We start from the raw sequence: 25676 nt of genomic DNA on the forward strand, positions 1-25676 counted from the left end.
GCGGCAAAAACATCGACTGGAAGGGGGCGGGCGGGCGTGCGGATCATGATCGCGGATGATGAAGCGGCCATCCGTGAGTCGCTGGAGCGGGTGCTCCAGGTCGAGGGGTACGACACCAGCACCGTCGCCAACGGTCTCGCCGTGCTCGACGGGTTCGCCGGGGCCGACGGCGACGCGCTGGATCTGCTGATCCTCGACGTGATGATGCCCCGGCTCGGCGGACTGGAGACCTGCCGGCGGTTGCGGGCCGCGGGTCGGGATCTGCCGGTGCTGATGCTGACCGCCCGTGACCAGGTCTCCGACCGGGTGACGGGGCTGGACGCGGGCGCCGACGACTACCTGCCCAAGCCGTTCGCCACCGAGGAGTTGCTGGCCCGGGTGCGGGCTCTGCTGCGCCGGCGCACCCCGACCGACGAGGAGTCGCAGATCCTGTCGTTCGCCGACGTCCGGCTCGATCCCGACAGGTTCGAGGCGTGGCGGGGCGGGCGGCCGCTGCGCCTGACCCGGACCGAGTTCTCCCTGCTACAGGTCCTCATGAGCAATGCGACCCGGGTCCTGACCCGCGACGCGCTGTTCGAGGCGATCTGGGGCTTCGACATGAGCGCCACCGCCAACAACCTTCAGGTGTACGTGAGTTACCTGCGCCGCAAGATGGAGGCCGAGGGTGAGCCGCGATTGATCTACACGCTGCGCGGCCTGGGTTACGTACTGCGGGAGACTCCTCCGTGAGCGGGCCCGCCGGCCGGGAACCGCGTCGGCTGATCCGATGGTGGCGCCGACGGTCCCTGCGGGCCAGGCTGACGGTGATCGCGGCGACGGCCATCGCGGTCAGCGTGTTCGTGGCCTTCCAGGTGGCCAGCGAACTACTGGGCGGGGAGTTGCAGGACAGCGCCAAGAGTCAGCTGCGCGCCGACTCCCGCGTCCTGGCGGCGAACGCGCGGCGCGCCGGTCTGGCGCAGGTCCAGCTACCGCCGTATCCCGGATCCGGTCGGCTGGTGCGGGTCATCCTGCCCGACGGTTCGACCCGGACGCCGGCCGGCCAGCCCGCGCTGCCCCCCGTCAGCGAGCACGCCGCGCGGGTGGCGCGGGGCGCGTCGGCCGACCTGATGGAGTCGAACGACAGCGACGAGGACGGCTACCTCGTCTACACGCTGCGGGCGGGGGACGGCGCGGTCCAGGTGGCCCAGGTCGCCGACGACAGCCCGGTCAACCAGTTCGGGTTCGGCATGCTGCTGATCGGGCTGCTCTGCGTGGTCGGCGGCGCCCTGGTCGGGCGGACCGTGGCGCGGACCGGCCTTGCACCAATCGACCGGCTGACCGCCGCCGCAGTACGTGTCGCGCACACCCGGGATCTCGACGCCGACATCCCGGACGAGGGCGGCGGGGAGATCCGGCGGCTGATTCAGTCGATCAACGACATGCTCGCCTCGCTCCGGGACTCCCGGCGGGCCCAGCGGCTGCTCGCCGAGGACGCCGCCCACGAGCTCAAGACCCCGCTCACCAGCCTGCGCCTCAACGTCGAGCTGCTGATCCGGCTCGATCGGCGCGGCACCCTGGACAGCGCACTGTCGGCGGCGAGCCGGACCCGGCTGCTCAACGATCTCGGCGCCCAGGTGGCCGAGTTGAGCACCCTGGTCGCCGAGCTGACCGACCTGGCGCGCGGTGACGTCAGCGACGAGAACACCGAGTTGCTCGATTTCGCTGACGTGGTGGCGGCCGCCGCGACCCGGGCACGTTCCCGCGCGCCCGACATCGAGGTCGCGCTCGACGTAGCCTCCGTGTGGGTGAGCGGGCGTCCCGCTGCGCTCGAACGGGCGGTGCTCAACCTCATCGACAACGCCGGCAAGTGGTCCCCCGCGGACCAGCCGGTCCAGGTCCGGCTCCGTGCCGAGGACGCGTCGGTGGTGCTCGAGGTCGACGACGCCGGGCCGGGCATCGACGACGCCGACGTACCGCGGGTGTTCGACCGGTTCTACCGTGCCGACAGCGCCCGGGCGTTGCCGGGATCCGGTCTGGGACTGTCGATCGTGCAGCGGGTCGTCGACGCCCACGGCGGCCGGGCCGGCGTCGCCCGCTCCGCACGCGGTGGGGCGCTGCTTCGGGTCGACCTTCCGGCCGCGGCACCACCCGCCCCGCACGCCCCGATCGCGCGGCTCACCGCCGGGGAGGACTCCACGACGCACTGACCCGCCCGGCGGCGCGGCGCAGAACGGGGGACGGCGCCCCTCGGGCACGGTCCCGCGCGGCCCACCGTAAAGGCAGGACACCGCCACACGCCGACCCCACCCCCGGCGTGTGGCGCAAGACCAAGGGCAGTGGCCGTCGGGCCCATAAACGAGATCCGGGACGGGCCTGGGGCCCGTCCCGGATCTCGTTCGTACCGCCGCGCTCACCGTTGCAGCGCGGGCTCCTCGTCGTCGGCGCGCGGCTGTTGCCCGTCCGGCAGCTCTGCCGCTGGACTCGACAGCCGGCTCGGCCACCACATCCGTCGGCCGATCAGCATAGTGAGGGCGGGTACCAGGACCGACCGCACCAGCAGGGCGTCGAGCAGCACACCGAAGGCGACCAGGAACCCGACCTCGATCAGCATCACGAGCGGAAGTGTCGCGAGAACCGCGAACGTGGCCGCCAGGACCAGGCCTGCCGAGGTGATGACACCACCCGTGGCCGAGAGGGCTTTGAGCATGCCCTTCTCGGTGCCGAGACGCACGGTCTCCTCCCGGGCCCGGCTGGCCAGGAAGATGTTGTAGTCGACGCCGAGCGCCACCAGGAACAGGAATGCCAGCAGCGGCACCGAATAGTCGACACCCTTGAACCCGAGGATCGTGTCGAAGACGAACACGCTGCCGCCGAAGGCTGCCGCGAACGAGACGATCACGGTGGCCATCAAAATCAGCGGGGCCAGGATCGCGCGCAGCAGCAGCCCGAGGACGATCAGGACGACGGCGAGCACCAGCGGGATCACCAGCTTCTCGTCGCGCTTGGTGGTCACCTCGGTGTCGAGGTTCTCCGCACTCGGCCCGCTGACGATCGCCTCCGCCCCGCGCACCGCGTGCACGGCCGTGCGCACCCGCTTGATCGTGTCGTACTCCGCGGCGGTGTCCGGCGCGTCCTTCGGGAACACGGAGATGTTGGCCCAGCCACCGCTGGTCTGCTCCGGGATGGCCAGGGCCACACCGCGGGTGTCCTTGACGACGTCGAGCACCCGCTCCTGGTGCGCCGGCCGTGTGAAGACCGTCATCGGCTGGCCGCCGAGCTCCGGGAAGTGCTGGCGCAGAACGGTGAAGCCGGTGACCGACTCCGGCGCGGACAGGAACTGGTCCTGCTCCCGCAGGGCGCCCGTGTTGCCCGCAAGCCCGAGGGCGAGCACGCCGAGGACTCCGAGCGAGCCGAGCGTCGCCAGCCACCGGCGGCGGCTGATGGCGGCGCCGAGCCGTCCCCACAGCCCCGGCTTCTCCTCCACGGCCGTGCTGAACCGCGGGACGGCCGGCCAGAAGATCCGTCTGCCGAGCACCACGAGCACCGCCGGGAACAGCGTCAGCATGGCCACCAGCGCGCACAGGATGCCGGCCGCACCGATCGGACCCAACCCGCTGGTGCTGTTCAGGTCCGCGACGAGCAGGCAGAGCAGACCGGCGACCACGGTGGCCGCGGACGCGACGACGGCCGGCGCCGCGCCGCGCAGCGCGTGGACCATCGCGACCCGGACGTTCTCATGGTGGTGCAGTGACTCCCGATATCGAGCGATGAGCAACAGCGCGTAGTCCGTGCCGACGCCGAACACCAGGATCGTCAGCAGCGCCGAGTTCTGGTCGTTGACCACGATGCCGAAGCCCTTGACGAGCAGGTAGACGGTCCCCATCGCGGTCAGTGCGGCCGCGCCCACGGCCAGCAGAGGGATGATCCACAACACCGGGCTGCGGTAGGTGAGGATGAGCAGGAGTGTGACGACGGCGATGGTGGTGAGGAGAACCTGCACGTCGATGCCGTCGAAGACGGCGTCCATGTCGCCGTCGATCGCGCCCGGGCCGGTCACGTCGAGTTCCAGGCCGGAGGGGCGGTCCTTGGCGGCGTCACGCAATGGGCCGACGATCTCCTCCGGTGCGCCGTAGGCCGTGCTCACCTCGAGGGTGAACATCATCGCCTTGCGGTCGGCGGAGGGTCTCACCGGCGAGCCCTCGTCGTTCTCGTCGCCCTCGTCTCCCTCGTCGGCCGCAGTCGTCGCCTTCGGCGGGTACCGCTTGGCAAGGGTGTTGTAGTGGCGCTCGACCGTCGCGCGGTCGGCGGCAGTCATGCCGCCGGCTCGGTGGTACACGAAGACGAACGTGTTGTTGTCACCGCCGGGCAGACTGTCGTCCAGCGCCGCCACCTTGGTGGACTCGGCACTGGCCGGCAGGGTGTCCACGGCGCTGTCGGTGGTGACCGAGCTCAGCTTTCCGCTCAGCGGCACCATGCCCGCCGCCAGCACCAGCCACAAGCCGATCACCAACCAGGGCACCCACCGGCCTGCCAACCGACCGGCCGGCGCTTCCCCGGACGGCGCTGCGTCGACTGCCATCACTAGCCTCCTACATACGGGTTGCGTTGCTTATCTGGATGCCTGCTTCCTACTGAGCGAACCTGAGACGACTGTTAATACGGTGGTCAGGGGCGGTCAGGCTGGTCGGCCGAACATGCGCCCAGCGCGCACGCACCAACGTGGTGGCGTCGGCTTCCTGCCCGGTAGGCAAGGCGGCAGGCGACACGGCCGTCGGGCCGGATGAGCAACGTGCCGACGTCCGCCCGGCCCGTGCGGGCGGTGACGGTGTTGCCCTGTCCGTCGTACCGGGCATCCATGCCGGCGAGCGGGTCGGCGGCGTACCAGTGGGCGTCGTCGAGGTCTGGGTGTGAGTAGCTGCAGTACAGGAATGCCCGGTGAGAACGATCATGGGAGGTTGGCACACCGGGTGCGGCTGCTGCTGTTGTTCGCGGAAAGCCGCCGGTTGGTCGTCGCCGCTGGCTACGGTCCGGCTCGTGCCGATGGACTTTCGGGCGTTGTACGGATGCGCACCGGCTGGGCCTGGCGGGTCAGATCTGCACGGTCGGCTACATCGTCCGGTTCGTCCGGTTCCTAGGAGGGGATCCGCTCGCGGTGCCGTGGGAGGTCGTTGAGTATCTCGTCCGGCAGCTCGGCATCGAGGACTCCTCGTGCGTGAAGCGATACCCCGAGCGCAGGTCGACGGTGTACACCGACCGGAAATGGGGCCGGGAGGTTGAATCTCTCTGTACGGGCGGGTGTGGACGCACGCCGAGTGGCCGGTGGCGCTGCTCGACCATGCGGTGACGTGGCTGCGTAAGAACCGGGTACTGCTGCCGGGCGTCTCGGTGCTGGCCCGGCAGGTGTCGGAGTCCCGCACCGTGGCCGAGCGGCGCCTGTACGACGCGGTGACCCGTGCCGCTCATGCTCCGGCGCGGTCACCTCCGCCTACCACAAGCGCCGCTTCACCGTGGTACCCGGCTGAAGAAGGCGCTGCGGGTGCCGGTCCCCGCCGACCGTTCACCGGGCCGACCCTGACGGGCCGTCACCCCACCGCCGACGCCCACCGACCCCGACCCGCCGAGCGCGGACATTCGTATCGGCTACGCCCGCTGCTCGCCCCTCGGGCAGCAACTCGACTCCCAGCTCAACACGCTCGCGAAGCACAGCACCGCTGAGACAGAGCGTCCACGATCCGCCAGCTCGTCCTCCAAACCCCGGCCCCCGTCATCGCGAAGGCACTCGGCTACCACGGCGCGACCGCCACCCGCCTGGTCACCAAAGCCGAGGGAACCTGGAGTCGATATGCACCTGGTGACCACACACGCTGACAGGAGCGACATGGCTGCTCCGGTGGCCAAGCTCCCGCCTCCGGCCCGATGTCAGTACCAGGTGGCAGGCTCTACCTCCATGAACAAGGAGCAGTTCTGGCAGCTCATTGAGGCAGCCCGCAGTCAGGCGTCCAACGCGAACGACGGCGAAGTGGTCGCTCGCGAGGCCACCTCGCTGCTGGCCTCCCGGCCAGTCGAGGAGATCATCGAAGCTGAGCAGGTTTTTTGGGGCCTGATGGTTGACTCGTACAGCAATCCTCTCTGGGCCGCTGCCTACCTTGCCAACGGCGGGTGCTCTGACGACGGCTTCGACTACTTCCGCGGCTGGCTGATCGCTCAGGGGCGTGAGGTCTTCGAGCGCGTAGTCGCTGATCCTGATGCCCTGGCAGAACTGCCCGTCGTTCAAGCCTCCGCAGTCGACGGCGTCGACCTGGAGGGTGAGGACATGCTGGGCATCGCCTGGAACGCCCATATCTCGGCGACCGGTGATCAACTCCCTGCGAGCCCTTTCACCATCCGTTACCCGGAGCTGGACCCCACCTGGACCTTCGATTTCGAGGACCATGACGAAATGACTCGCCGACTGCCCCGCTTGGCAACTCTCTATCTGGAGTAAGCGGAAGCTCGCAGTCACAAGACGAGGCCGAACAGCAGAGAGTGAGACTCCCCGACCACTTTCCGTCACCCCATCAAGCCATGCACACGTCTCGGCTGACGAATACCCGACACCTCAGCATGCGCGCTTCCAGTCCCAAGGTTGGCAACGCCCCGTCGGCGATCAGCGCGGGGACGGCGGCATTCCTCGGGCGTCAGTTCAGCGCTGAGCCTGCGGGTGTGAAGAACGACAAGAGCGCCGAGACGAAGGCGTCGGGTGCCTCCTCAGGCACATAGTGCCCGCATCCCTCGATCACGAGCTCCTTCACGTCGCTGGCGACGCGGCGTACGTCGCCAGCGACGCCGGCTCCGCGGAAGGCGGCACCCCCGACCGCCAGCACAGGCATCGTCAGAGGGGTGTGCGTCCGCGCTTGGTTCTGGGTGATCGTCACATCCAGGGCCCGGTAGTACTGGAAGCTGGCATGCAGCGCGCCGGACTGGCGAAGCGCCTCGATGTAGACGTCGACGACGTCCGAGGGCATCGCATCGGGTGTGGCGCCCTTGGCGGCGAACTGATCGCGAAAGTAGAGGTCTTCGCGCCCCTCGACGAGCTTCTCGTTGACCGACGGCAGCCGGTTGAACATGAAGTGCCAGGTGGCCTCGACCGCGCGGGTGGCCGCGGGCGTGGCGCTCGGGTCGTCGGAGATGCCAGGCAGGGCAGCTTCGGCCAGTACGAGTTGGGTGACGCGCGAGGGGTGATCGCTGGCCAGGGCGTAGGCGAGCATCATGCCCACGTCGTGGCCCGCCAACCGGAAGTCCTCGTGGCCGAGGGCGGTCATGAGCCGGGCGAGGTCCTGTGCCGCGGTGACGCTGTCATACCCCGTCTCCGGTTTGTCGGAGCGTCCCACTCCGCGGGGGTCGACCGCGACCACCGTGAAGTGCTCGGAGAGCGGGAGCATCACCTTGCGCCACTGCCACCAGAACTGCGGCCAGCCACCCACCAGCAGCAGCGCTGGCCCTGAACCGCCCGAGACGGCGTGCAGGGAGATGTCGCCCAGGTCGTAGCGGTTGCTCTGGAACCGTTCGCCGAACCCGGCCGGCAGGTCGGACATCGCCGTTACGGTGCCGAACCCGGTCACCGGCACCGCTGGGACAAGCGTCATCGCACCCTCCAAAGAGTTGAACCACTTTAAGTGGTTCGCGAACCGTAGCAGGGGTCCGAGTGAACCGGATAGTGTGGTTCTCGTGGCGGACGGAGAAAATGTGGCAGCGAGGGAACGCGGCGGGCGCTCGGACACCGAGGCACAGCCGTTGTGTCTCCGGTTCACGAAGACGGTGACGGCCCGCGAGACGGCGACACCGAGGGACTCGCTGCTCCGGCCGTCGGACCTGGCCGAGTGGCTCGCCGCCTCAGGGCTGGGCGGGCGGCCGCCAGGGTTGGACGAGGAGTTGCTCCGCGAGGCGCGCGAGCTGCGGGACTCGATCTACCGTGCGGCCCGGGCCGTCGCGGATGCAGAGGAGATGGCCGAGGCGGACCGGGATCGCATCAACGACTGGGCCGGCCGCAATGACGCGTTCCGCGTACTCGACGGCTCTGGTGTCAGCTGGCGCTTTCCCGGCTCGTCGCCGGCGCGGTCCGCTCTCGCGGTCGTGGCCGCCGACGCGGTCGACACGCTCGGCGGCCTCCGCGTCGGCACCATCAAAGTGTGCGCGGGGACCGACTGCGTCGCGGTCTTCCTCGACGCCACCCGCGGCAAGTTCCGCCGTTGGTGCTCAATGAACACCTGCGGCAACCGGGCCAAGAAAGACGCCATGCGTGTGCGAGGCGCCCAGTGACGCCACACGATGCGCGCAAGGCAGAACTATGACCAGTGCGCCCTGAATCCGCTGTGTGCGGTGCTCTGTCACCAGCGTCGCCGCCCGCCCCCTCACCTCACGAGTTCGGCGGCTGCTTTCGACGGCGCGGTCTTGGCTTAATTACGCAGGCCCTGAGCGATCCGGTCGGGCGTCCACGCCGTGTGCACGTCGCGGGCCTGCTCGGTTCTGCCCTGCTCGGTGGTGCTCATGCTCATGGAGATCAGCGCGATGTAGTGGGCGTGCTTGTCATCCCGGGGAAAGCGCGCGTGGGCGGTCTGCGAGTGGAGGGCGTCGAGGGCGACCACCGTGCCGTGCAGGTTGAGCGGGGCAAGCGGGGGCTGGGAGACGGTGATCTCGTTGGTCGTGACGTCGACATCGCGCTGGGCGGTGGCCAGGCCGGTCCCTGTCATCGCGGCGAGCGGATGGACCTGGGTGCCGTCGGTGCGGCGGGCACCGCGCACGGTCCTGCCGTCCACGGCGAGGGTGGGCAGGGGCTGCCGGTCGCTGTCGTTCTCCTCCTGGCCGGAGGCGCGTTACTGACGTCGGCGCTTCAGGGTGATGGTGGTGGGAGGCCGAGGGAGAGGCCGGTTTCCGCGAGGATTCCGTCGAGGAGTCGCGGCCGTCGCCCTGCGTCAACACCTCTCGGCGGCGACCGGCGTCTCCCCGACGGCCTACCGTCGGGGGGCCTTGACGGGCGCCCTGCTGGTCTGGCGGCCGCGGGTCTCAGGCGTCGATGCGTACCCAGGTACGGCCGGCGCGGAGCCACAGAGTGCCGTCGCGGCCCTGGCCGCACTTCATGACCACCCGCCCGGGCACCCGCACCCGCTCCTGGCCGGTGGCGACGCACACGTCGCCGACCAGCTCCGCGCGGGTCACGGTGGTCCTGCGCTTGTAGTGGTCGCGGCTGGTCAGGACCACCCGCGTGCCGCGCACGGCGAAGCCGTCCGGGACCTTCACCGGGCTGCGGTAGCTCGCGACTTCACCTGTGGAGGGTGTGATCCGGGTGAGGAAGGTGCCTTTGGGGCTGTACCAGACCAGCCACACCGACTCGCCGTCCGTGGCAGCCGTGCAACCCCCCAGCGGCCAGTCGGGAAGTCTCCCCTTCGGCCCCCACGTCGCGACACCCCGGGTGTTCCAGCCCGCCAAGCCGGCCGCGGACTCCGGGTGGCCGCCGTAGATACCCTCGTCGCCGTAGGCGGTCCAGATACCCCCGCTGCGGTCGGTGATCAGCGCCGGGATGTCGTCACCGAGGCAGAAGGCCCCCTCCGGCCGGCCCTCGGGGGAGTACACGACGGCGTTCTCCCGCCATGCTCCGTCCGCGTCCCGGTTGGTGCGGCCCGACGTCAGCAGGAACCGGGACCCTGGGAGCAGGGCCAGATGGCTGGGCCACATCTCGATCCCTTCGACCGGGATCCGCCGCTGCTCCTTCCCGGAGGTGATGACCAGCTCCCCGTCGAACGGCGTCTCGGGACGCCATCCGATCCACCCGCGGGGATACTTGTCGCGGCTCAGGTACCGGCGCTGGACCAGCATCACGGCGAGTTCGCCGTCCGGTCCCACGGTCCACCACAGCGCACGCCACCCCGCCAGAACGTCCTCGGGGGACAGCCTCCACGCCACGGGCAGCTCGTCGATCGTCATGGGGATTCACCTTTGGGACTCCGAGGGCCTCCGCCGCCCGAAGATCGCCACGCTACAGGTCGGGGCAATCTCCACTCCCGCCGGGGTAGCGAAGACCGGCCCTTAACGCCGTCCTGTGCGATGACTGACTCCAGCTAGTCAGGGTGACAGTGGGTCGTGGAGGGTCAGGCCGGTGCCGGTCATGAAGCCATCGAGGGTGTGGGGCCGATACTGGAGGCGCTTGAGCCTGTTGCGGACGGGTGTTTTGAGGCGGTCGAGGGCCATGACGGCGAGGTTGGCGAGGCTGCGCTTGACGTGGGCCCATACCCGTTCGAGGGGGTTGAGGTCGGGTGAGTAGGCGGACAGCAGGAACACCGTCAGCCACGCCCGCTCGGCGGCGAGTTCCCGCATCCTGCGGAAGACGTGGGGGGTTCAGGCGGTCTCAGGCCAGCACGATCGGCGCCGCCCTGACCAGCTGGTGGACGCCGTCGATCAGCGCGATGAAGTGCTGCTCACCTATGCTGCGAACGTGCGCCTTTCCCCGCAGGGTGGGTCCGCAGGCGGTGACACAGCCGGGTTTGGGATCCCGGCCGCATCGCAATCAGCCCGGCCACCGACAGCCGTCCCGAACGCCGGCCGCTGATGGTGACGACCGGAGTCACCCCGCGTCGACCCCAGGTCCGTCCCGGGGCGGCCTGCGGGTGAAGCCGGCTTCGTCCTCGAAGCAGACGTAGCCCCCGCACGCCGCCCGGGCCCTTTTACCTCCACCCAGGTCACCTCCTTCCACGCGGCGACGGCCTGCTCGTCGCGCTCGGCAACCCGCTGTGCGGGAACCTGAGGACTGAAGCCGAACCGGTGCATCAGCCTCGTGGCTCCGGAGACGCTGTAGGAGACGTGGAACTTCCTGCCGATCAGCGTGGCCACCCGCGACGCGGTCCACACCTGGTCCTCCACCCAACCGTGCGTGGCCGGACCCTGCTCCAGATACCCGGCCAGCTTCTCCAGAGACCGCAGGGACAGGCGGCACCGTGATCCGCTCGGACCGCGGGATGCCAGTGCCTGACCACCACCGTACCGCCACAATTGGTGCCACTGATACGCCGATTTCACGCTCACCCGGCAGTCGCCGTGCAACTTCCGACGGTTTGATCATCTGCTCGAACAGTTCATATCTCGCCCACCACGGATACAGCCACCCACCCGCGCCCGTCAGGGACTTCTCAAAGATTCACCCCGACGAGCTGAAGTCAGTATCGCCCGGCGAGCCAACTTCCGACGGCTGTGCCCAGCGCGTCGCCGTCGATGCGCCGGAGGACGCGACGCACGGTGGCCTCGGCCGGGGCGACGGGGCCGCCGTCCGGTTCCCGGCATGGGCCACCGAGCCACCGGAAGTCGCGCCTGCCTCCGCGTCAGCCCCCGCCGACCACCCCACCGTCCTGCCCTAACTCCCGAAGCCCCAACAACCCGGACGCACTGCCGGAACGACGCCGCCCTGGGGCGCCGGCTTGGTGATCGTCAAGGTTGCCTTCCTGGTGTGTGCGTGTACGAAGCCCGCAGCGTGTGCGGGGCGGGTCCGCGACCGGCCGAGCGCGGAAGCTCGGAATGCGGAGCGGGACCCGCCAGAACGAGCTCAGCAACCCCTCCGCGCCACTCCGAACTAACCGAAATAGCCTGGCAGTTGGCCGCGGGCCACCTTGCCGACGGCGCCGACCGCTCCCTAAGGTGGCGGCGGCCGTGGGGGGCAGGTGCGCCGTGCGCGCGCCGGCCGGCGACCAGGGGGAGACGGAACAAATGGGTCGTAGGGAGAGCCCTGTCGATCCGGCGGCCGGGCCGGTGCAGCGCTTCGCGTACGAACTGCGCAAGCTGCGCCAGGAGGCCGGCGGCGTCACCTACCGCGAACTCGCCCGCCGGGCGCACTACTCGGCGACCGCGCTCTCCCAGGCCGCCGCCGGTGAGCAACTGCCCTCGCTCCCCGTCACCTTGGCCTACGTACGGGCCTGCGGCGGCGACGAGGAGGCCTGGGAGCGGCGCTGGCGGGAGGCGGACCACCAGGACCGCGACGCGGCGGTCGACGAGGACGACGCCGAGTCGCCGTACCAGGGCCTGGCCCGCTTCGAACCGGACGACCACGAGCGCTACTTCGGCCGCGACCGGCTGGTCGCCGCGGCGCGCCGGCGGGTGCGCGACCACGCCTTCAGCGCCGTCTTCGGCCCCTCCGGCAGCGGCAAGTCCTCGCTGCTGCGGGCCGGACTCATCCCCGCGCTGCGCGTCGAGGCCGGGCTGGCCGCGATCCGTGTCCTCACCCCGGGCGAACACCCGATGCGCACGCACGCCGCCGCGCTCCGGCCCACGCCCACGCGCGACACCGTGATCGTGGTCGACCAGTTCGAGGAGGTCTTCACCCTCTGCCGGGACGCCCGCGAGCGCCGGGACTTCATCGACCTGCTCCTCACCGCACGGCAGCCGGAGTCCCGCTTGCGCGTGGTCCTCGCCGTACGCGCGGACTTCTACGGCCGCTGCGCCGAACACCGCGGGCTCGCCGACGCACTCGGGCAGGGCGGCCTGCTGGTCGGCCCGATGGACGAGGCCGAGCTGCGCGAGGTGATCGTCAAACCGGCGCAGGCCAGGGGCCACATCGTCGAACGCGTCCTGACCGCCCGCCTCGTGGACGAGATCGCGGGTGAACCCGGTGGTCTGCCCCTGCTGTCGCACGTGCTGCGCGAGACCTGGCGGCGCCGACGCGGCCGGGCGCTGACGATGGAGGCGTACGAGGCCGCCGGAGGCATTCACGGCGCCATCGCGCAGACCGCGGAGGAGGTCTACGCCGGGCTCTCCGCCGAGCACGCCGCGCTCGCCAAGCTCATCCTCCTGCGGCTGATCACCCCCGGCGAGGGGGCGCAGGACACCCGCCGCCCCGTCCACCGCGCCGAGCTCGACTTCGTTGTCGGCCCGACGGACGGCGCGAGCACCGCTGTCGAGGCGGTGGACGTCTCCCCCGTCCTTGACCGGCTCGCCCGCGCCCGGCTGATCACCCTCGACGAGGACACCGTCGACCTCGCCCACGAGGCCCTGCTCTCGGCCTGGCCCCGGCTGTCCGCCTGGATCGACGAGGAGCGCGAGCAGCTCAGGGTGCATCGGCGCCTCACCGATGCCGCCCGCGCCTGGGACGAACTCGGCCGCGACCCCGGCGCCCTGTACCGCGGCACCCGGCTCGCCGCCGCCCGCGAGCAGCTGGCCGGAGCCTCGCTCACCCCTCTGGAGCGGGAATTCCTCGATGCGAGCAGCGCCGCACACCTGGGGGAACGCCGTCGCAGGCGCGGGCTCCTCGGCACCCTCGCGGTGCTCGTCGTGCTCGCTCTCGTCGCCGGGGCCGTGGCCTGGCAGCAGAACCGCAACGGCGAGAGCCGCCGCATGGAGTCGGAGGCCCGCCGCGTCGCCGCGGTCGCCGACAACAAACGGTTCTCCGATCCGGTCACCGCGATGCGGCTGAGCGTGGCGGCATGGCGCCTCGCCGACACGACGGAGACCCGGTCGGCACTGATCGGCGCGATGGCACAGCGAGAGCAGGACGTGTTCGCGGTGGCGGGCGCCGACGTCGGCTTCGACGGTTCCGGCAACGAGGCCCGCGGCCTCACGGCGGACGGCAGGTCGGTGGTGTCCGTCACCGCGGACCGCGTCCGGATCTGGGACCTGCGCACACGGCGGCTCACGCTCTCCGCGCCCGGCCCCGGGAAGCTGATGGCCGACGGCACCTCGGCGGTGATCGGTCCTGACGGCCGCACCCTCGCGCTGCCGACGCTGGAGAACGGCGTCAAACTGTGGGACGTACGGTCGGCACGGGTGACGAAGGTGCTTCCCGGCGTCGAGGCGATGGAGAACGAGGTCGTCCTCGGCGACCGCGTCCTGGCGGCGGTGGAAACGAACGACGGCCGCCTCTACGCCATGGACGTACGCACCGGACGCCGCATCCTGCGCGTCCCCGCCCTCGGTGGCGACGGGTGGACGGCGCCGACCCTCAGCCCCGACGGCCGCTATCTCGCCCACTGCGCGAAAGGGCATCCCCGGATTTGGGACCTCGCGCACCGCCGGGTGGTCTCAGCCCCCTGGACGGCCAAGGTGCGCACCGGCGACTGCGGCGCCCACACCCTCGCCTTCGCCCCCGACAGCGGATCCCTCGCGGTCGTCGTCGAGGACGGAGTGCGCGGCTTCGACCTGCGCAGCGGGCGCCGGTCGCTGGTGCTCGAGGCGGACGGGCTGAGCGATGTGCGGTTCGCGTCCGACGGCGCGTCCGTGGTGGCCACGGGCACGGACCGGCTCCTCGTGTGGCGGACGGCGCATCCGTACGTGCCCGTCCTCGACCAGCGGTTGGCCCTCGGTGACTGGAGTGACGTCGCCCTCGACAGCACCACCGGGACAGTGCGCTACCTCAACGGCTCCCGGACCGTCGTCCGCTCGCTGTTCGTCGGCCGGCCGACGACGAAGGCGTGGCCGCGCGTGGCGGCATACCGGGCGGAGCTCTCCGGCGACGGCCGGATCCTGGCCCGTGCCCTGCAGGACGACGACGGCACCCGGGTGCAGGTCCTGGACACCCGCGACGGTCATGTGCTCTTCCAGCCCGAGGCGTCGCGGTGCCCGGCGGAGGACGACGAGATGAACCCATGCATCGATGTCATGGCACTCAGCGGTGACGGCAGATATCTCGCGCGCATCTGGCAGAAGGACACCGACCAGAGGGGGGCGCCACCGGTCAGGACACGGGTCACGGTGTGGGACGTCAGGACCGGCCGCGTGCACGCCACCCTGCGTCTTCGGCCCGACGACGAGGAGCAGTCCTACACCGTGGGCTCACTCGCCCTCGACCCCCATGGCCGCACCCTGCTTGTGTTCCGGCCCGCGATGCGGCCGACGGTCGAGGTGTGGGACGTGCGCCGGGAGAAGCATGTACGGACGGTGCGCAGCAGCCGCGTCGCATCATCGGTCACCCAGTCGTCCACCGCGCGCATGGCGCTGCGGCCCGACGCCGGACGCATGGTGACCGAGGAAGGTATGGTCGCCGATCTACGCAAGGGACACATGGAGCCCCGTGTGCTCGGCGACGAGCTGATCACCGTCGCGGCGTTCAGCCCCGACGGCACCCTGCTCGCCATCGGGGACGGCATGGGCCGCGTCACGCTCTGGAACGGTGATGCCCGCACGCGCCTCGGCGTCCTTGACGGTGTCTCGTCCCACGCCGGTGCGGAGGCCTTCGGGCAGGTCGCCGCTCTGGCCTTCTCCCACGACGGCCGAACGCTGGCGGTAGCGAACAACTACGGAGCTCTGCAACTATGGGACGTCCCCTCCCAACGCCCCCTCGGCTCAACCCTGCCGACCCAGGGCGACCCCGCCCTCGCACTGTCCTTCTCCTCCGACGACGACACGCTCCACGCCTCCGGTGCGAACATTCCCGTCGAGCGGTACGACATCAACCCCGCACACCTGGCGGCGCGGGTGTGCGAACGCGTCGGCTCGGGGCTGTCGCGGCGGGACTGGAAGACGTATCTGCCGGGTGTTCCGTACCGTCAGACGTGTTGATGGACAGGCGCGGACGGGGGATCCATGGGGTCGACCACTGCTACGACGCCACCAGGGCGCTGACCGGGCTGGCACCGCCGGACCGTGCCGTGCCGCCGCCGCTACGGGTCACCTTGCCCGGCTGCCGGCCTGCGAAAAAGGCATTGAGCAGAACTGTGCCGAGAACGGGCGGCGCCGTGTCCGACATGCTCCTCGCTGACGCCAACGCCACCGCAGTCGGGTCCCGGACTGACCCTGTCACAGGTGAACTCGCCGACCCGGTCGAAGGCATGATCGGTAGGGCACTCAACGGAAGGCAGGTCGCCACTGAACTCATAGACCACCACGGCTACTTGGCCACATATGACAGCATCCGCCACTACATCCGCTACCACGATCCCGACAACGCCAGCACGAACAGAATGGTTGACATCCAGATGAGGGGCGCGCCCGCCGCGGGCCGTTAACGACATTCGTACAAGACCGGCAGCCGCCGCCCCCGGCACCATCACGCCATGAACACCCACGACGCACAGCACGCGCAGCCCATGCATGTGAACCGTGACGGACCGCGGGACGCGCCGCCACTGCTGCTCGTCCACGGATCTGGAGCCTCGAGCGCCTCCTGGGGTCCGGTGGTCCCGGCCCTCGCAGCCCGTCATCATGTCGTCCGGATAGACCTCCCGGGCTGCGGCCAGTCCCCGCGCGCCACGTCCTACGACGTTCCGGCGCAGGCGGGCCGCGTGGCCGCGCTGCTCGACGAACTCGGGCTGCGCGCCGTCACCGTTGCCGGCCACTCCAGCGGCGGATACGTCGCCACCTCGCTCGCGGAGCAGCGCCCCGACCTGGTGGCTTCGCTGGCGATGATCAGCACCGGCCCACACCTCGACGCGCTCCTGCCGCAGCCGGCCATCCTCCGCGTGCTGCTGGCACCGCCCTTCGGGCCGCTGCTGTGGCGGTGGCGTTCGGATGCAATGATCCGCAAAGGCATCGCCGCCACGCTCGCCGGACCTGCGCCCATTCCGCCCGGCATGATCGCCGACGTGCGGAGCACCACGTACCGGGCGTTCCGCAGGGTGCTGCGCGAGAACACCGCGTACCTCGCCGAGCAGTCCGTGCCCGAGCGGCTCGCCGCCCTCGGGCTCCCGGTGCTCGTGGTCTTCGGCGCCGCCGATCCCCGGTGGGATCCGGCGTCGGCGCGCCAGTACGACGTCGTGCCGGGCGTGCGGGTCGAGATGCTGCCAGGCGTTGGGCACATGCCCATGCTGGAAGCGCCCGAGCCCGTGAGTCGGCTGCTGCTGCACTTCGCGACCCTGTGCGCCAGAACCCGGCCGGCAGGCCCTGCCTAGACTGGCGCCGTGTTGTCGCAGGGGGTGCCACCCACGTGGTCGGACGTTGACATCGCAGTACCGAAACCTTCGGACCGGCTGCCGGGCGTCAGCATGGCCGGATTCCGCAACCGTGTCCCCGCGCCCGTCGACATCGCGATGGTCGCGCATCCGTCCGTCACTTTGCTCTTCGATCTGAGCGAAGATGACGACCTGGTCTACGACGCGCAGGGGCGGCACGGACGCGGCAGTGTCGTGATCGGCCTGGCCCCCGGGGAGCTGTGGGCGTCCGGCCTGGTGGCCGAGTGCCTGCAGATCCGGCTGCAGCCGGCTGTGGCGGCCGCCGTGCTCGGCTCATCGGCCGGGGTCAGCGGGAGCGTGGAGTCCTTGGCGGACGTCTGGGGCCGCGACGCCGGGCGCGTGGAGGAGCGGCTCCGTACCGCCGGATCGTGGGACGAGCGGTTCGCGACGGCGGCGGACGCCCTCCGCCGTCGGATCGGGGACGGCCTGCGGGTCGATCCGGAGGTTGTCCATATCTGGAGGCGGACGGTCGCCGGCAGGGGCCGGATGCGTATCGACGACTTGGCGGACGAGGTCGGCTGGAGCCGCAAGCGTCTGTGGGCGCGTTTCCGGACGCAGCTCGGCGTCACACCCAAGCGGGCCGCCCAGCTGGTGCGGTTCGACCATGCGGCCCATCTGCTCGCGGCGGGTGTTCCTCCCGCCGGTGTCGCGGCCGAGAGCGGTTACGTCGACCAGTCCCATCTGCACCGCGAAGTGAAGGCGTTCACGGGACTCACGCCCACTGCCGTCGCCGCCGCGCCGTGGCTGGCGATCGACGACGTCGCGTGGCCGGCCTCCTGGCGGGCAGGGAGGTCCGTGGCAGGTGACGCACGCGGTTCCAGCCAGCGCTGAACCGCCCAGCCGGGCGGCCCTCAGTTCGCTCCCGACCGACAACTGTCCTCTGACATTCAATCTAGTCGCCCCAGGTCGGGGCATCGCACCGGACTGACTTGGCTGTCAGATGACAAACCTCGCACGTGCCATCGCCGTCCTGGCCCGCGCCCAGCAAGATCCCTTATGGAACCGGCAGCAGCTGTCCAACCAGCTTCGTACTCTCCCCAGGGAGTATTACCCGGTCGCCCTGACGTCTTTGAGTCCTGGCGTAACGGCCTCTGTCGGCCCGAGGCCCGGGAACTGCTCCGAACGGCACCGACGCCAGCCCGCGCCACCAAGCTGACCCGTACGCAGCTGCAGGCCGCCCACAGGGGGGCGGGCCGGCCGCACACGCGACAACGAGGAGGAAGCCGACCGGATCCGCGAGGCTTTCCGCGCCGACTACGCCCACCAGCCCCAGCTGGTCGAGGATGCCCCGGGCAAGCAGATGCTTGCCCTCCTGGTCCAGCTCGTAGCCGTCTGCACCGCCACGGACGATCTCGCCGAGGCGGTCGGGGAGGCTTCTCTCCCCCTCCCCCCTCGCAGACGTTGAAGTGATCTTGGGTTTCCAGGGTCTCGGCGCCCGGGTACTGGCCGCCATGGGGTACGACAAGGCTCGCTTCGCGGACGCCCGCGGCCTGAAGGCATACGCCGGGGCTTCGCCCCTCACCAGGGCCTCCGGCAACGAGTCGAGCATCACTCGCAGGCACATCAAGAATGACCGGCTCAATCACGCCGGTTACCTCTGGCCCTTCGCCGCGGTCGCCGCCTCACCGGCGCCAAAATGCACTCCCGGTGACGACGCAGCGCCCACGGAGACCGGCACGATGCCGCCCAGCGCAACTTGTTCAACCGTATGCTCGGCCAGCGCAACTACTGCCTCCAGCACCGGACTCTGTTCGACGAGAACAACGCGTTCCCTGTCGCAGTCGCCATCGCCGCCACTTGACACGTTGAGCGCCTGCAGTGTCTGTGTCATACCCGCCTGCTGGCGACCGCCGATCAGCATGCATCCTGCGGGCCGCTACCACTGACGCTCTTCCTCGACGGCTGCGCTCTCCTGCACGGCTGGTGGGACGACGGCCGGGAATGGCCATTACGGGAGTGGCGCCCTCCCCCGGCTGCCGACAGTTTCGAGTGACCGGGTGCATGGCGCCGATGGCGCGGCGCTCGGAGTGCCAGCGGGTCCACAGGACGTGCGTTTGAAACCAGCCAGGCGGAACACACGCTTATACAGTTCTTACTTCGGCTGACAGGAGACACATCATGGGCATCATCGCGTGGATCGTCATCGGCTTGCTCGCAGGCGCCATCGCCAAGCTCTTGATGCCCGGCAAGGACCCCGGCGGCATCATCATCACCATGCTCATCGGGATCGCCGGCGGTCTGCTCGGCGGCTGGCTGGGCAAGGTGATCTTCGGAGTCGACTCCATCGACGGCTTCTTCGAGTTGTCGACCTGGATCGCCGCCATTGTCGGCTCGCTGATCCTGCTGGCCCTGTACCGCCTCATCACCGGGAACCGGCGCCACGCCTGACACTCCCTCATCACGACCTGCAGACGGCTCCCCCCTCGCGGATTTTAGAGGAGAGGGGAGCCGTCTGCAGTCGTCGCCGCAACTGACTGCCCCTGCGGAAGAATGGGCTGGACCGGCACGATCAGCGCGAGCAGCAACTCGACCCGGGCGGCAGCACGACCGCGCTTGTGACCGGCGTTGGGCGGGGAGCCATACGTATGAAGTGCCACACGGGCATACCTTCTATGTTGATGAGAGCCGAAGAGCGGTAATGTGCCCCGCGATCTGGTGAAGCGGGAGGCCGCCCTTTTCCATGAGCCACGTGACGCTGCAGGCCAGAGGTGGGATCTCGCCCTGGCCTCGCGACTACTGCGCGATGCTGGTGCTGTCCGGCGGGTCGAATACGCAGAACTCATTGCCCTCCGGGTCGGCAACGACGATCCAGCGAAAGCCGTGTTCGCTGAGTTCTTCAGAGAGCCTCGTAGCGCCCAGCTGTTCGAGGCGATTGACCTCGGGCATCAGGTCTGCGGTGCCGAAGTCGAGATCAAGGTGCATGCGATTCTTGCCCAGTTTCGGTTCTGGAACCTGTTGCAGGAGAAGGGTCGGGGCGGGAGTGGGCCCGACCAGGCTCAGGTAGGGAGGTCCATGGAAGCCTCGCCGGTAGTTCAGCGGAGCGAGCGCGGCAAGCCAGAAGTCGGCTTGCGCTTCGGTGTCGACACAGTCCAGCGTCACGACGATCTGCATGACGAAACGGTATGAGGACCAGCCCACCCTGACGATTCATTTTTCGGCAGCCGACCATCAGGTCGGGGCGCGCGGCCAGATTGCGGGCAGTCTGCCCGTCCGCACCGAGTCCGAGCACGAGCGTGTGGCCGAGGGCCCAGGCGGAGGACATCGGGGCGAGATTCCAGGTGCCGTCCTGGCTCTCCGTCGACAGGAGCACGACGGGCGTGCCGAAGTACAGGACACTCGGCTCGACGGACAGATGCGGAAGAGGGGTTGCGGTGGTGGTCATGAACGGAGCGTAGGTGCGGTCACTTCGGCCCCGACCGAAGTGACCCCGACCGTCCGGTCCTCCCGGCCTCGGCCGGGGTGTGTGCGGCCAGGTCTTCTCGAGCCTGGTCGGCCGGGGTGTGAGCGGCCCGTCCTCTCGGTCTTGGTCGGCCGCACGGGTGTCTGGCCGGTCTTCTCGGTCCCAGCCGACCGGAGCGTGTCCGACCGGCACGCCGCGGTGATCGCGGACGCCGCCCGCACCAGGCCATCGCCTGGCTGCTGGAACGCTACGGATCCCCAGCCGCCCTGCGAAAGATCGGACGCCGCAAGCTGGCTGAGGTGATTCGGCCCCAGGCACCGGGCATGGCCGTCCGGTTGACCGACGAGGTCTTCGATGCACTGGACGAGCAGACGGTGGTGGTCCGAGGAACGAGCACGCTCGACGTCGTCGTCCCCTCTCCGGCCCGGCAACCCGCGGCCGTCCACGACCAGCGCCGAGCCCTGGATACCCAGATCAACACCCAGTTGGAGGAACACCCTCCACCCCAGGCTTCGCGATCTCGATGCCGGAAATCGCGGTCCTCGCCCCGGCCACGAAGTCGTCGGGCACCTTGATCCACGGCGAACACGCACCACGAGGCGACGACCGGCAGCTCAGGAGAGCCATGTTCCTCTTGGCATTTGCGGCCCTGCACGATCACACCTTCAGCACCTACGACCACCTCTGCGGAGCCAGAACGCCGAACGCCTCGCTTCGCTTGACGAAGAAGCCCGGCGGCGGTGAAGAGCAAGGGGCGACGCAGGCTCCCGCCTCGTTCGGGTGCGAAATTACGTGGCTGAAGGGCTGGTGTGCTGTCATGCTTGAAACCGGATGCCGCAGGTTCGACTCCTGCCATCCCTGCGACGAACGGCGCCGCACAACGGTGTAGCCGCCTGTGTCGGCGCTCACCGCGCCGCGGTCGCGGAGCCGGAACGCCAAAGGAGAGGCATCCCGCTTGACGCTGCCGCTCGGCTTCGCGGAACTCCTCTGAGAGGACCTCGACTTCCCTGGCTGGGTCGGCCCCGGAGCACCTTTTTGGGCCGCTCGGCATCACCTTGCGCGTGCTTGTGACCGGCCGCACCAGCGTTATGAAGACCAGCCTGTGCCAGATCTGTCTCACCGCGCCCGCTTCCACAAGGGTCCCGCTGGAGGTCACCGGCACCGCACCAACATCGGCGAACACCCCTTCGGTGAGCTGAGTGGATCACGCTCCGGTCTCTCCGCGTGCGCAGTCATGGCCCCGAGCCGATCCAAGCCGCCCCATGGCCTCGAACGGCCTTGGACTTGTCGAGGCCGGAGGCTTCAGCTCGGCCCACGGCGCCGAAATCGCCACCCGCACCAGGGGTCAGTGATCACGGGCGGCTCAGGGTGTGGTGTTCACCGGGCTCAACGCCGGATGAGGCCGAGGTCGGTGGCCGCTGCGACGGCGGCGGTGCGGGAGTCGACGTCGAGTTTGGCGTAGATGCGGGCCAGGTGGGATTTGACGGTGCCTTCGGTCAGGTGGAGGCGTGCGCCGATGGCCTGGTTGGACAGCCCGTCGGCGACGGAGGCGAGGACTTCGGTCTCGCGCCGTGTCAGGGTGGTGCCGGGGGTGCGCAGGCGGTTCATCAGCCGGTCGGCGACGGTGGGCGCGAGTATGGTGCGGCCGGCGGCTGCGGTACGTACGGCGGCCGCCAGGTCCTCCGGTGGGGCGTCCTTGAGGAGGTAGCCGGTGGCGCCGGCTTCGATGGCGGGCAGGGTGTCGGCGTCCGAGTCGTAGGTGGTGACGATCAGCACGCGGGGGGCTCCCGGGCGGGCGGTGATCCGGGCGGTGGCCTCGGCGCCGCCCATGCCCTTGCCGAACTGCAGGTCCATCAGGACGACGTCGATGTCGCCTTCGGCGGCGCGGTTGACGGCGTCCTCGGCGGTGGCGGCTTCGGCCAGGACGACCAGGCCGGGCTCGGTTTCCAGCACGGCGCGCAGCCCGGCACGCACGACAGGATGGTCGTCGGCCAGGAGCAGGCGGATGGGGGCGTTGTCGGTCATGAACGGGCCTTGGGCTTGGTGTCGGCCGGCAGGGTGAGGGGCAGCTGGGCGGCCAGGGCGGTGCCGTGGCCGGGGGCGGTCTCGATGGTGAGGGTGCCGCCGAGGGCCTGGGCGCGGGCGCGCATGGCGGCGAGCCCGAAGCCGCCGGTCTCGGGGTCGGGGGCGGGCAGGCGGACGGGGTCGAAGCCGCAGCCGTCGTCGACGATGTCGAGGACGACGCGGTCGCCGAGGTAGTTGAGGGTGACGTCGACGGTGGCGGCTTCGGCGTGGCGGACGGTGTTGGCCAGGGCGGACTGGGCGATGCGCAGCAGGGTCACGTCGTGCGCGGTGGCGAGCGGGGCGGGGTCGCCGGTGAGGTGGAAGCGTGCGGTGAGCCGGTGCCGGGCGCAGGTGGTGGCGCACAGTCGTTCCAGGGCGTCGGCCAGGGTGGTGCCTTCCAGCGCGGGCGGGGTGAGGGCGGCGACGAAGCGGCGGGCCTCGGCGAGGTTGTCGACGGCGGCATGGCGCGCCTGGTCGACGTAGCGGGCCGCGTTCCGCGGTGCCTGGGGCAGAGCGCGTTCGGCGGCGCGCAGCAGCAGCTGGATGCTGGACAGGCCCTGGGCGAGGGTGTCGTGGATCTCGCGGGCCAGGCGGTCACGTTCGGCGAGCACGCCGGCGGTGTGCTGGGCCGCGGCCAGGTCGGCGCGGGTAGCGGTGAGTTCCTCGATCAGCCGTCTGCGGTGTTCGCTCTCCCGGTACAGGGCCTGATACCCCCACACCACGGCGACGGCGACGGCGGCGCCGAGGGCGGGGCCGATGGCCATGGCGGGGCTGAAGGAGTGCTGGTGGGCGGCGAAGCCCGCGATGGCCGCCGCGGCGGTGGCGGCCACGGCCACCAGTCCGGCGCGGCGGGACAGCAGGTGCAGCTGGAGGAAGTACAGCGGGAAGGCCACCCACACGGCGTCGGGGGTGAAAGCCAGCAGCGCCAGCCAGCAAACCCCCACGGCGGTCAGCCACAGCGCGGCCGCCTGCCGCGAGCGACGTACGACAGGCAGGACGGGGCCGGTCGCATACGCCAGACCGCACGCCGCTGCCGTGACGACGGTCCATCCAGCGTGGGGCAGTTCGCCGGTCGCGGCCCGGCCGGCGGCCAGGGCGAGCAAGCCGATGACCAGCAGGTGCAGGCACCAGGCCAGGGCCCGGGTGGTCGGGGTCAGGGCGGGGGCAGCGGTGTTCACAGTGCTCCCAGGTTACGAAAGCCGACGTCGGAAGGGCCTCCATCAAAAGTTAGAACTCGCGTGCCGTCTTTCGGACCGCCGAGTGCCGTCCTGCGTCAGACGCGTACGCAGGGGGCCGGCGGCGAGGGTGGGGTCATAGCTGCTTCCACCCGCCGGAAAGGACAGGCCAAGGTCGTGTTTGTCGCCTGGAGAGACCTGAAGTTCGCCAAGGGACGCTTCGCCCTGATGGGGACCGTCATCGTACTGATCACCCTCCTGGTCGGGCTGCTGTCCGGGCTGACGGCCGGACTGGGCCGGCAGAACATCTCCGCGATCACGTCTCTGCCCGCCGACAGGATCGCCTTCCAGGCTCCCAGCGGCGGGCAGAACCTGTCGTACTCCAACTCCACCGTCACCGAACAGCAGTGGAAGATGTGGTCGAAGGCGCCCGGTGTCGAAAGCGCCGAGCCGCTGGGGATCACTACGACCAAGGCCACCGCAAGAGACAAGAGCACCGGGGTCTCGGTCTTCGGTGTCGAGGCCGGCTCCCGCCTCGCCCCGGACAGCGACCGGATCACCGGCAGCACGGTGGTGCTGTCCACCGCAGCCGCCGACGACCTCGGCGTCGAAGCCGGGGACACCCTGACCGTGGCGGGTCGGCCTCTGAAGGTGGTCGCTGTCAAAGGCGACGCCCACTACAGCCACACCCCGGTGATCTGGACCAGTCTGGACACCTGGCACAAGACCGCGCCGCCCACCGGCACCCACGACGGCCCGACTGCGACCGTCATCGCCCTGAGCACCACCGCCGAGGCCGAGACGGACGCCACCGACCGTCAGGCCGGCACCAAGACGGTCTCCACCGACGACTCGCTGTCCGCGATCGGCTCCTACACCTCCGAGAACGGCTCCCTGCAGCTGATGCGCGGCTTCCTGTTCGCCATCTCCGCCCTCGTCATCGGCGCCTTCTTCACCGTCTGGACCATCCAACGCAGCGGCGACGTCGCCGTTCTCAAGGCCCTGGGCGCCTCCACCGCCGGCCTGCTCAAGGACGCCCTCGGCCAGGCGGTCGTCCTGCTCGTCGGCGGCACGCTGACCGGCACCGGCATCGCCGCCGTCCTGGGCGCACTCGTGGCCGGGAGCGCCGTGCCGTTCCTCCTCACCCCCGCCACCGTCCTGATCCCAGCCGCCGTGATCATCCTCCTCGGCGCGCTCGGCGCCGCCCTGTCCATCCGCCGCATCACCTCCGTCGACCCGCTGACCGCCCTGGGGAGCGTCCGATGAGCCTGACCCTGACCGACATCACCCTCACCTACCCCGACGGCGACACCCGTCTGACCGCCCTCGACCAGGTCAGCCTGGAGGTCCCCCGGGGCGGCCTGACCGCCGTGGTGGGCCCCTCCGGCTCCGGCAAGTCCAGCCTCCTCGCGGTCGCCGCCACGCTGATCACCCCCGACACCGGCACCGTCACGATCGACGGCCGGAGCACCACCGGTCTCACCCGCGGTGAACTGGCCGAACTGCGCCGGCGCAGGATCGGCATCGTCTTCCAGCAGCCCAACCTGCTGCCGTCCCTGACCGCCGTCGAACAACTCCAGGTCATGGCCCAGATGGACGGCCGCAGCCTCCGCACCGCACGCGACCACGCGATGGGACTCCTCGACGCCGTCGGTCTCACCGGCCAGGCCGGCCGCCGCCCCCACCAGCTCTCCGGCGGCCAGCGCCAGCGCGTCAACATCGCCCGCGCCCTGATGAACGATCCCACCGTCCTTCTGGTCGACGAACCCACCAGCGCCCTCGACCACGAACGGGGCGGTGCCGTCCTCGACCTCATCACCCGCCTCACCCACGAACAGGCCACCGCCACGGTCCTGGTCACCCATGACCGCGCCCACCTCACCGCCGTCGACCAGATCGCCGAAGTCCACGACGGACGCCTGCGCCTCCCGGCCACGAACCGATGAGCCCTCGGCCTGCACGAGCCACAGGAGCACCTTGGCCCAGGCCGTAGCGCACAGCCCGGGGCAGTCAAGAAGAACTCCCACGCCGGGGGGATGACCATGCGGCGACCGAATGGCGCCCACTGAGCACCGGCCCCGGACCGCGCCGACACATCCCGCACGCGAGACACCGCCTCGCCGCGCGCCGGGCTCACCGCCGAAGCGCTCTACGCCGCCC

Annotated in this window: 21 protein-coding genes and 4 pseudogenes; 14 read left to right on the forward strand and 11 right to left on the reverse strand. The window is 70.2% G+C overall.

Going from position 1 to position 25676, the window contains the following annotated elements; translation table 11 throughout:
* Positions 1 to 36 precede the first annotated feature (36 nt).
* Both ABZ877_RS32260 and ABZ877_RS32265 read left to right on the forward strand, forming a co-directional pair.
* Positions 37 to 729 carry a response regulator transcription factor gene (locus ABZ877_RS32260; RefSeq protein ID WP_361078529.1) on the forward strand — a complete coding sequence of 231 codons (693 nt, stop codon included), beginning with the start codon at positions 37 to 39 and terminating at the stop codon, positions 727 to 729.
* The gene (locus tag ABZ877_RS32265; RefSeq protein ID WP_361078532.1) at positions 726 to 2186 is read left to right on the forward strand and encodes an ATP-binding protein; all 1461 of its coding nucleotides are present in this window, start codon (positions 726 to 728) and stop codon (positions 2184 to 2186) included. Before ABZ877_RS32260 ends, ABZ877_RS32265 begins: the two co-directional genes overlap by 4 nt.
* 203 nt (positions 2187 to 2389) lie before the next feature.
* Here ABZ877_RS32265 and ABZ877_RS32270 read toward each other — a convergent pair whose 3' ends face one another.
* Positions 2390 to 4558 (reverse strand): MMPL family transporter, encoded by a 2169-nt coding sequence (locus ABZ877_RS32270; RefSeq protein ID WP_361078536.1) that lies wholly within the window; start codon positions 4556 to 4558, stop codon positions 2390 to 2392.
* Between the two features lie 489 nt (positions 4559 to 5047).
* Between ABZ877_RS32270 and ABZ877_RS32275 the strand changes: the two are divergent.
* Positions 5048 to 5418: pseudogene (locus ABZ877_RS32275) on the forward strand (DUF4158 domain-containing protein); the annotation flags it as partial.
* A 508-nt stretch (positions 5419 to 5926) separates the two neighbouring features.
* The gene (locus ABZ877_RS32280) at positions 5927 to 6463 is read left to right on the forward strand and encodes a DUF4240 domain-containing protein (RefSeq protein ID WP_361078539.1); all 537 of its coding nucleotides are present in this window, start codon (positions 5927 to 5929) and stop codon (positions 6461 to 6463) included.
* 193 nt (positions 6464 to 6656) lie between these two features.
* Here the strand turns inward: ABZ877_RS32280 and ABZ877_RS32285 are convergent, their stop codons facing one another.
* Positions 6657 to 7553, reverse strand: a complete 897-nt coding sequence (locus tag ABZ877_RS32285) for an alpha/beta hydrolase (protein WP_361078542.1) — start codon at positions 7551 to 7553, stop codon at positions 6657 to 6659.
* Positions 7554 to 7704: 151 nt separating this feature from the next.
* On the opposite strand from ABZ877_RS32285, the gene ABZ877_RS32290 reads away from it, so the two are divergent.
* Complete coding sequence (locus ABZ877_RS32290; RefSeq protein ID WP_361078545.1) at positions 7705 to 8277, forward strand: CGNR zinc finger domain-containing protein; 573 nt, start codon at positions 7705 to 7707, stop codon at positions 8275 to 8277.
* A gap of 137 nt (positions 8278 to 8414) precedes the next feature.
* On the opposite strand, the gene ABZ877_RS32295 is transcribed toward ABZ877_RS32290, so the two are convergent.
* From ABZ877_RS32295 to ABZ877_RS32310, 4 genes are all read right to left on the reverse strand, one after another.
* Entirely contained in the window at positions 8415 to 8774 is a 360-nt protein-coding gene (locus ABZ877_RS32295; protein ID WP_361078548.1) for a hypothetical protein, read from the reverse strand.
* A gap of 247 nt (positions 8775 to 9021) precedes the next feature.
* Positions 9022 to 9939 carry a hypothetical protein gene (locus tag ABZ877_RS32300; RefSeq protein ID WP_361078551.1) on the reverse strand — a complete coding sequence of 306 codons (918 nt, stop codon included), beginning with the start codon at positions 9937 to 9939 and terminating at the stop codon, positions 9022 to 9024.
* Between the two features lie 138 nt (positions 9940 to 10077).
* Positions 10078 to 10329: a transposase gene (locus ABZ877_RS32305; protein ID WP_361078554.1), complete on the reverse strand. Its 252-nt coding sequence runs from the start codon at positions 10327 to 10329 to the stop codon at positions 10078 to 10080.
* 105 nt (positions 10330 to 10434) lie between these two features.
* Positions 10435 to 11034 carry a winged helix-turn-helix domain-containing protein gene (locus tag ABZ877_RS32310; protein ID WP_361078629.1) on the reverse strand — a complete coding sequence of 200 codons (600 nt, stop codon included), beginning with the start codon at positions 11032 to 11034 and terminating at the stop codon, positions 10435 to 10437.
* 675 nt (positions 11035 to 11709) lie between these two features.
* On the opposite strand from ABZ877_RS32310, the gene ABZ877_RS32315 reads away from it, so the two are divergent.
* The 5 genes and pseudogenes from ABZ877_RS32315 to ABZ877_RS32335 all read left to right on the forward strand — a co-directional run.
* Positions 11710 to 15489 carry a DNA-binding protein gene (locus tag ABZ877_RS32315; protein ID WP_361078556.1) on the forward strand — a complete coding sequence of 1260 codons (3780 nt, stop codon included), beginning with the start codon at positions 11710 to 11712 and terminating at the stop codon, positions 15487 to 15489.
* Positions 15490 to 15665: 176 nt separating this feature from the next.
* The gene (locus tag ABZ877_RS32320; protein ID WP_361078559.1) at positions 15666 to 15935 is read left to right on the forward strand and encodes a hypothetical protein; all 270 of its coding nucleotides are present in this window, start codon (positions 15666 to 15668) and stop codon (positions 15933 to 15935) included.
* A 48-nt stretch (positions 15936 to 15983) separates the two neighbouring features.
* On the forward strand, positions 15984 to 16817 hold the full coding sequence (locus tag ABZ877_RS32325; RefSeq protein ID WP_361078562.1) for an alpha/beta fold hydrolase: 834 nt from the start codon (positions 15984 to 15986) through the stop codon (positions 16815 to 16817).
* Between the two features lie 93 nt (positions 16818 to 16910).
* On the forward strand, positions 16911 to 17708 hold the full coding sequence (locus ABZ877_RS32330; protein WP_361078565.1) for a helix-turn-helix domain-containing protein: 798 nt from the start codon (positions 16911 to 16913) through the stop codon (positions 17706 to 17708).
* 620 nt (positions 17709 to 18328) lie between these two features.
* Positions 18329 to 18442: pseudogene (locus tag ABZ877_RS32335) on the forward strand (hypothetical protein); the annotation flags it as partial.
* Positions 18443 to 18468: 26 nt separating this feature from the next.
* On the opposite strand, the gene ABZ877_RS32340 reads toward ABZ877_RS32335, so the two are convergent.
* Positions 18469 to 18738 carry a hypothetical protein gene (locus ABZ877_RS32340; RefSeq protein WP_361078637.1) on the reverse strand — a complete coding sequence of 90 codons (270 nt, stop codon included), beginning with the start codon at positions 18736 to 18738 and terminating at the stop codon, positions 18469 to 18471.
* Positions 18739 to 18995: 257 nt separating this feature from the next.
* Between ABZ877_RS32340 and ABZ877_RS32345 the strand changes: the two genes are divergently transcribed.
* Positions 18996 to 19265: a GlsB/YeaQ/YmgE family stress response membrane protein gene (locus ABZ877_RS32345; RefSeq protein WP_361078567.1), complete on the forward strand. Its 270-nt coding sequence runs from the start codon at positions 18996 to 18998 to the stop codon at positions 19263 to 19265.
* 345 nt (positions 19266 to 19610) lie between these two features.
* On the opposite strand, the gene ABZ877_RS32350 is transcribed toward ABZ877_RS32345, so the two are convergent.
* Entirely contained in the window at positions 19611 to 19988 is a 378-nt protein-coding gene (locus tag ABZ877_RS32350) for a VOC family protein (protein ID WP_361078570.1), read from the reverse strand.
* 52 nt (positions 19989 to 20040) lie between these two features.
* Positions 20041 to 20259: pseudogene (locus ABZ877_RS32355) on the reverse strand (flavin reductase family protein); the annotation flags it as partial.
* 236 nt (positions 20260 to 20495) lie between these two features.
* Between ABZ877_RS32355 and ABZ877_RS32360 the strand changes: the two are divergent.
* Positions 20496 to 20935 (forward strand): annotated as a pseudogene (locus tag ABZ877_RS32360) (IS110 family transposase); the annotation flags it as partial.
* Between the two features lie 728 nt (positions 20936 to 21663).
* Here ABZ877_RS32360 and ABZ877_RS32365 read toward each other — a convergent pair.
* Together ABZ877_RS32365 and ABZ877_RS32370 are read right to left on the reverse strand one after the other, a co-directional pair.
* The gene (locus ABZ877_RS32365; protein ID WP_361078572.1) at positions 21664 to 22302 is read right to left on the reverse strand and encodes a response regulator transcription factor; all 639 of its coding nucleotides are present in this window, start codon (positions 22300 to 22302) and stop codon (positions 21664 to 21666) included.
* Positions 22299 to 23519 (reverse strand): sensor histidine kinase, encoded by a 1221-nt coding sequence (locus tag ABZ877_RS32370; protein WP_361078575.1) that lies wholly within the window; start codon positions 23517 to 23519, stop codon positions 22299 to 22301. The genes ABZ877_RS32365 and ABZ877_RS32370 overlap by 4 nt, the downstream gene beginning before the upstream one ends.
* Before the next feature lie 174 nt (positions 23520 to 23693).
* Between ABZ877_RS32370 and ABZ877_RS32375 the strand changes: the two genes are divergently transcribed.
* Both ABZ877_RS32375 and ABZ877_RS32380 read left to right on the forward strand, forming a co-directional pair.
* Positions 23694 to 24782: an ABC transporter permease gene (locus ABZ877_RS32375; RefSeq protein ID WP_361078578.1), complete on the forward strand. Its 1089-nt coding sequence runs from the start codon at positions 23694 to 23696 to the stop codon at positions 24780 to 24782.
* A complete protein-coding gene (locus ABZ877_RS32380; protein WP_361078580.1) occupies positions 24779 to 25462 on the forward strand; it encodes an ABC transporter ATP-binding protein in 684 nt (227 codons plus the stop codon). Before ABZ877_RS32375 ends, ABZ877_RS32380 begins: the two co-directional genes overlap by 4 nt.
* Positions 25463 to 25676: the final 214 nt, after the last annotated feature.

This window comes from Streptomyces sp. NPDC046939 (assembly GCF_040644575.1).
GTDB lineage: Bacteria > Actinomycetota > Actinomycetes > Streptomycetales > Streptomycetaceae > Streptomyces.

Bases quoted from the DNA above. Each gene is read 5' to 3' on its own strand.
- ABZ877_RS32270 (WP_361078536.1), bottom strand. From the start codon at position 4,558: ATGGCAGTCGACGCAGCGCCGTCCGGGGAAGCGCCGGCCGGTCGGTTG.
- ABZ877_RS32280 (WP_361078539.1), top strand. From the start codon at position 5,927: ATGAACAAGGAGCAGTTCTGGCAGCTCATTGAGGCAGCCCGCAGTCAG.
- ABZ877_RS32285 (WP_361078542.1), bottom strand. From the start codon at position 7,553: ATGTCCGACCTGCCGGCCGGGTTCGGCGAACGGTTCCAGAGCAACCGC.
- ABZ877_RS32300 (WP_361078551.1), bottom strand. From the start codon at position 9,939: ATGACGATCGACGAGCTGCCCGTGGCGTGGAGGCTGTCCCCCGAGGAC.
- ABZ877_RS32305 (WP_361078554.1), bottom strand. From the start codon at position 10,329: ATGCGGGAACTCGCCGCCGAGCGGGCGTGGCTGACGGTGTTCCTGCTG.
- ABZ877_RS32315 (WP_361078556.1), top strand. From the start codon at position 11,710: ATGGGTCGTAGGGAGAGCCCTGTCGATCCGGCGGCCGGGCCGGTGCAG.
- ABZ877_RS32325 (WP_361078562.1), top strand. From the start codon at position 15,984: ATGAACACCCACGACGCACAGCACGCGCAGCCCATGCATGTGAACCGT.
- ABZ877_RS32330 (WP_361078565.1), top strand. From the start codon at position 16,911: ATGGCCGGATTCCGCAACCGTGTCCCCGCGCCCGTCGACATCGCGATG.
- ABZ877_RS32340 (WP_361078637.1), bottom strand. From the start codon at position 18,738: ATGCTGATCGGCGGTCGCCAGCAGGCGGGTATGACACAGACACTGCAG.
- ABZ877_RS32345 (WP_361078567.1), top strand. From the start codon at position 18,996: ATGGGCATCATCGCGTGGATCGTCATCGGCTTGCTCGCAGGCGCCATC.
- ABZ877_RS32350 (WP_361078570.1), bottom strand. From the start codon at position 19,988: ATGCAGATCGTCGTGACGCTGGACTGTGTCGACACCGAAGCGCAAGCC.
- ABZ877_RS32365 (WP_361078572.1), bottom strand. From the start codon at position 22,302: ATGACCGACAACGCCCCCATCCGCCTGCTCCTGGCCGACGACCATCCT.
- ABZ877_RS32380 (WP_361078580.1), top strand. From the start codon at position 24,779: ATGAGCCTGACCCTGACCGACATCACCCTCACCTACCCCGACGGCGAC.